The following is a 5458-nucleotide window of genomic DNA, read 5'->3' on the forward strand; positions in this document are numbered from 1 at the left end:
GCCGAGCACCTGAGCGACACCCCGCAGTCGGCGCTCGCGGCGTACCGGCGGGCGCACACCGCGGCCATCGCGCTCGAGGACGATCTGCTGTGCTCCTTCACCTGGCGCCACCTCGCCGGGCTCGCCCTGCGGGACGGCGAACTCGCGGAGGCGCGGCACGGGTTCACCGAGTCGCTGAAGCTGCGGGAGGAACTGGGATACCTGGTCGGCATGGCCCCTGCGCTCGTCGCCCTCGCGGACGTCGAGCCGGAGCCCGAAGCCACCCGGCTCCGCGATGAGGCCGGACGGCTCTTCCGCCTCCTCGGCGGCGTGCCGACCTGGCTGGCCGACCAACTCCCCACAGCCTGACGCCGGTTCGGCTCCGGCGGGTGGGCGGGCAGCACTTCGCTCCCCGCGCACCCTCCGGGGTGCGCACCGGCTCCGCCCGGGGTGCTCCGATCAGAGCGCGACGTGCTCGCGCATGAGGCGTTCCACCGTGGCGAGGTCGCGAGCACGCAGGGCGTCCAGCAGGACCACATGGTCCGACGCGTCCTGCATCAGCTCGGCCGCACCCGTCGAGGGAGCGAGCGGCGCCGGACGGCGCTGCACCCTGCGGTGTATGTCCGTTGCCACGGCCACCAGTTGACGGTTCCCGGTGAGTTCCAGCAGTGCTCCATGGAAGGCGCCGTCGGCGGAGGCGTAGGTGGCCCTGTCCGCGAGAGCCGCGGCCGCCAGGGCCTCGTCCGCCAGCGGACGCAGGCTCTCCCAGCACTCCGGCGGCATCGACCGGGCGGCCTCCAGCACCGACGGGATCTCCAACAGAGCTCTTATCTCGGCCAGTTCGGCAAGGTCACGCGCGCTGCACACGGCGACGCGGAACCCGCGGTTGGGCACCGTCTCGACGGCCCCTTCGCACACGAGCCGTTGCATGGCCTCGCGTACGGGCGTCGCGGAGACGCCGAACCGTTCGGCGAGCGCGGGCGCCGAGTACACCTCGCCCGGGACGAGTTCGCCGGACAGCAGCGCCTCGCGCAGGGCGTTGAGGATCTGGGCCCGTACGGAATACCGCTGCGGCAGCTGTTTCCTGCGCCCCGGCGGCGGAGCCGTCTGTCCCGGCGGCCCGAGCTGCCCGGACAGCGCCGGCCGTCCAGGCGGCGGCACCCCCGGCATGGCGGCCGTCACCGGTGGTGGCGGCTCGCTGTGTACGTGTTCCCCCCGCGCCCCTCGGTCGTCGTCGACCTGCGCCGGATGCTGCTGCCCGGCGGAGGGCGACTGAGGCGGAAGGTGGGGGTGGAGTGCGGTGCGTCCCGACTGTTCGGGAGCATCCGCTCCGGTCTGCTCCATCTGCCCCTCCAAGTCTCGCTCTGCACGATAGGCGGACCTGGCGCGAGATCAAACCTCCACGCATCGGATAAGGTAAGGCTAACCTGCAAGTGATCGTCGATTCGGTGGTCCGTTCATGGCCATTTCCGCGTTCGCCCCCGCCCCTCCGGAGCCCTCGGCCGCGTCACCCCTGACACCGGCGTACACACGGCTGACCGAGGTCTTTCCGGGCCTGAGCGTGCGGGAGGCAGGGCCCGGCGGCGCCCTGTGCGAGGGCCCCGGATGGGTGCGCGCCGCCCTTTTGGCCGAAGGCGGACAGGCACTTGATTCCTTCCTCGCGCACGACGAGGAGCAGGTCGTGCGCGACTACGAGACGCAGCCGCGTCCGGACGTCGTCGCAAGCTTCGGTCTCCACCGCTACGCCTGGCCGGTCTGCCTGCTGGTCACCCTCCCCTGGTTCCTGCACCGCCGGGTGCCGCGGCTGCCCGTCGAGGCGGTCTCCGTGCAGCGCACCCTCGGCGAACTGTCCGTCCGCATCGACGAGTTCGCCTGCCTGCCGGGCGACCCCGCCGAACACAGCCCCCAGGCACGGGTCGTGGCGGACGAGGAGGCTCTGCGCGCAGAGGTGCGCGCCGCCCTCGCCGAACATCTCACCCCCGTCCTCGAGGGCTTCCGCTCCCGCATGCGCCGCGGACCGCGCGCGCTCTGGGGCATGGCGACGGACGAGATCACCGAGGGGCTCTGGTATCTGGGGCACCTGCTCGGCGAGGAGAAGCGCGCGATGCACGAGGCGGGGCTGCTGCTGCCGGGCGGCACCGCCCCATATCTGCAAGGCGCCTCCTTCCGTGAACTGGCGGGCCCGCAAGGCGACTTGCTTCCCACCCGCGACCGGGCCAGCTGCTGCCTCTTCTACACGCTGCGCCCGGAGGACACCTGCGTGACCTGTCCGCGTACGTGCGACGCGGAACGAATCGCGCGACTGTCCCCCAGTCGCTGAGCAGTTCGACCCACAACACCCTCTTCAGTGCCTACTGGCCCTCGTTGGCGGGTAGTTGTGCCGAATTCCCCTTGTTGCGCGGTCTCTCTGCGCCAAGATGCTCGGCGATACGAAGCAAGCCGAGGCGAGCACGGCGCTGCCGGTGACACCGGACTTCCCGCCGGGCGGCAAGGGGCACATCCGATGAGAGTGACGGACATACCGCTGAGCTGGGTGATGGCGAGCGCCGTGCTGCTCGTCGGCGCCCTGGCGGCGGTGCTGGTGATGGCACGGGGCCGCAGACCGGGCAGGCAGGCGGCCGGCGAGGACGGCGGACAGGCCGATTCCTGGGAGCAGTTGGAGCAGCGCCGCAGACGCAGGGAGACTCTCTACGCCACCGCCGCCTACCTTCTGCTGTTCTGTTGTGCGGCGGTGGCTGCCGCGCTCTCCTTTCACGGGCTGGTCGGTTTCGGGCGGCAGAACCTGCGGCTGTCAGGCGGCTGGGAGTACCTGGTTCCCTTCGGGCTGGACGGGGCGGCGATGTTCTCCGCCGTCATCGCCGTACGGGAAGCCAGCCACGGCGACGCTTCGCTGGGTTCGCGGCTGCTGGTGTGGGCGTTCGCAGGAGCGGCGGCCTGGTTCAACTGGGTGCACGCACCGCGCGGCGCGGGTCACGCGGGGGCGCCGCAGTTCTTCGCGGGGATGTCGCTGTCGGCCGCCATCCTGTTCGACCGTGCGCTGAAGCAGACACGGCGTGCGGCACTGCGTGAACAGGGCCTGGTTCCAAGGCCGTTGCCCCAGATCAGGGTCGTGCGGTGGCTCCGTGCACCACGCGAGACCTTCCGGGCGTGGTCGCTCATGCTGCTGGAGGGAGTGCGGTCGCTCGACGAGGCGGTCGAGGAGGTCCGGGACGAGCGCAGGCAGCAGGAGCAGGAACGTCTCCGCCGTCGTGAGCAGGAGAAACTGGACCGTGCCCGCGTCAAGGCTCTCAACCGGCAGCACCGCGGCTGGGGCCGCCATCGCGCTCCGCAGCACGTGGAGATCGAGGTGGGCCCGCCCTCGTCGTCGCCCGGTGCGGCGGGCGACGACGAGGCGGCGGCTCCGGCTGTGCTCCCGCTGCGGTCACGGCACGAGCCCTACAGAAGTCCGGCGGGCGACGGGCGGGAACCCGGCGGCGACAAGGAAGGCGCCATGAGTGCGACGAGCCCCCGGCTCGACTCGCTCGAGGAGAAACTCGCCCAGATCGAGCGGCAGTTCGGCTGATTCGCTCTTCGGCAGATTCGCTCGACGACGTCCGGGTGCGCCCTGTACGGGGCGCACCCGGACGTCGTCATGAACTGTGCTGCGGTGCCCCGTCCTGCCGCGGTCGTGTGGGCGCCCCGCGGGCCCGTCCGCGGAGGACCGGACTGCTGACCGCGGCCGCACCCGCGGTCCCGGAAAGGCTCCCGGGATCCCGGCGTCGGCGCGGGGGTCAGCGTGCAGCGATCAGTGGCCTAGTGGGAGGTGTAGGCACAGATCGCAAACACGCTGATGCCGACCATGGGGTTGTTGGTCTGCCGGCCGAGACCGATCCAGCCCCTGTTGTCGTCCGTGGGGAAGCTGCCGACCAGGATCGCCTCGTTGCCGCGGGCCTCGGCGCCACCGCCGATCACCTTCTTGCCCTTGGGGCAGTGGGCGATCCGGCGCTGGAAGTTGGGCACGTCCTGGTTGGCGAGTCTGACGACCTCGTAGCCGGGGATCTTCCCGGCGGGCCTGTGCGGAGCCGCCGACTCCGCCTGCGCGGACCATCCGCCGCCGGCCAGCAGCGCGACCGCCAGAGCGGTCATGCCGAGCACCCGAGTCCTTCTCATACGCGTTGCTCCTCTCCGTGTGCGTCCGGCGTGGTCGCCGGGCTGCAGGAGCAGTATCAAGCGCTCATTTTTCACATAAGGGGTGGACACGGATCAACGCTGCAGAATGGAGCCGAGTGCGCATGCTCCTGGCGTAGTCGGCCTGCCGCATCCCCCCGTGGGCGGACGGTCACGGGTCCATGGACCCCGGCGGTACCGCCCAGAACCTGGCTGGACGTGACGTATGCCCACTCCAGCGGCACGCTCGGCGGCCACTCCCCCGGGCGCCGATCGGACCGGATGTCAGGCGGGCGGGCCCGCTCAGCCCTCCCACACGGCCACGGCCGTGCGGTCGTCCGCGTATCCCCGTACGCGCAGCTGAACGTCTGCCAGGAAAGCGGCGAGGCCCGGCGGTTCCGGCCGGTCCGCCCAGGACTTCGCGAGCCGCTCTCCGAATGCGGGCTCTCCCCGCAGCGGCGCGGCGAGCCCCGGGCTGCACAGCAGCAGCGTGTCTCCTCGCTGCGCCTCCGTGGCGCAGAACCGGAAGGGCTCCGGATCCTGACGGGCCGGCGGCATCGGTTGCTGCCCCGCCGTCACGGGGACGCTGAGCGCGGCCAGATCGCCCAGCTCCACCGGGTCGAGGAAGCCGCCGGCCTCCGCGCCCGGATCGAGCACGGTCCCGCCCTGCGCGTAAGGACCCGGCTCTATGTCCCGCCATGTGCCGGAACGGAGTTGGAAGAGGCCCCCGGCACCGGAGCCGAAGAAGACGCGTACACGGCACCGCGGGTCGGCGGAGAGCAACAGGCAGCGCAGATCCGCCGTGTACTCCTCCGGCTGGACGCCCAGGGCGGCGGCCTGGGCACGCAACTTGCCGTAACAACGCTCGGTCAGCCTCTGGAGCCCGGACTTCAGCGCGCCGCGGCGGTCCGCCCGTATGTCCTCGGCGAGGCGCTCGTGGCTGCGACCGACGACGCCGCCGATGGAATGGCAGATCTCACGAGCCGCCCGGTGGCCGCCCGTCGCCGCCCGGCCGCCCGCCGCGACGGCGACCAGCAGCAGCGCCGACGCGCCTGATCCGAAGCGCGCCGTCAGCAGTGCGTCCCTCCGGAGCGCACCCCGGTGGCGGGCGGAGTCTCCGCGCAACGAGGCGGCGCGCAGGGTGAGTCCGCCGTAATGCGCTCCGTCCAGCACGGTGTCGGGGACGAGTTCGGAGAGCGCGGCCGGGTCGGCGGCGGGGAAGGTCGCAGGCTCGGCGTCGTACGTGGGCGGTCGCTCGCCGATGTGACCGGGGCTCAGCGGCTCCTCGCCGTCAGCGAGAGCTGAGGCGCCGACGTCCTCCACGACGGTGGGA

General features: G+C 71.9%; 5 protein-coding genes and 1 pseudogene. 3 read left to right on the forward strand and 3 right to left on the reverse strand.

What is annotated here, in order from left to right; genetic code table 11:
* Positions 1-348, forward strand: a pseudogene (locus H5J26_RS27870) (hypothetical protein); the annotation flags it as partial.
* Positions 349-438: 90 nt separating this feature from the next.
* On the opposite strand, the gene H5J26_RS27875 reads toward H5J26_RS27870, so the two are convergent.
* Complete coding sequence (locus tag H5J26_RS27875) at positions 439-1323, reverse strand: GntR family transcriptional regulator (RefSeq protein ID WP_181768736.1); 885 nt, start codon at positions 1321-1323, stop codon at positions 439-441.
* Between the two features lie 115 nt (positions 1324-1438).
* Between H5J26_RS27875 and H5J26_RS27880 the strand changes: the two genes are divergently transcribed.
* On the forward strand, positions 1439-2299 hold the full coding sequence (locus H5J26_RS27880) for a (2Fe-2S)-binding protein (protein WP_181768737.1): 861 nt from the start codon (positions 1439-1441) through the stop codon (positions 2297-2299).
* A gap of 183 nt (positions 2300-2482) precedes the next feature.
* On the forward strand, positions 2483-3541 hold the full coding sequence (locus H5J26_RS27885) for a DUF2637 domain-containing protein (RefSeq protein WP_181768738.1): 1059 nt from the start codon (positions 2483-2485) through the stop codon (positions 3539-3541).
* A 230-nt stretch (positions 3542-3771) separates the two neighbouring features.
* Here H5J26_RS27885 and H5J26_RS27890 read toward each other — a convergent pair whose 3' ends face one another.
* Both H5J26_RS27890 and H5J26_RS27895 read right to left on the reverse strand, forming a co-directional pair.
* Complete coding sequence (locus H5J26_RS27890; protein WP_181768739.1) at positions 3772-4128, reverse strand: hypothetical protein; 357 nt, start codon at positions 4126-4128, stop codon at positions 3772-3774.
* A gap of 300 nt (positions 4129-4428) precedes the next feature.
* Positions 4429-5458: protein phosphatase 2C domain-containing protein (locus H5J26_RS27895; RefSeq protein WP_235981200.1), on the reverse strand; the 1030-nt coding region annotated here is incomplete at its 5' end.

The sequence above is a fragment of the Streptomyces albidus (ex Kaewkla and Franco 2022) genome (assembly GCF_013870515.1).
GTDB classification, from domain to species: domain Bacteria; phylum Actinomycetota; class Actinomycetes; order Streptomycetales; family Streptomycetaceae; genus Streptomyces; species Streptomyces albidus.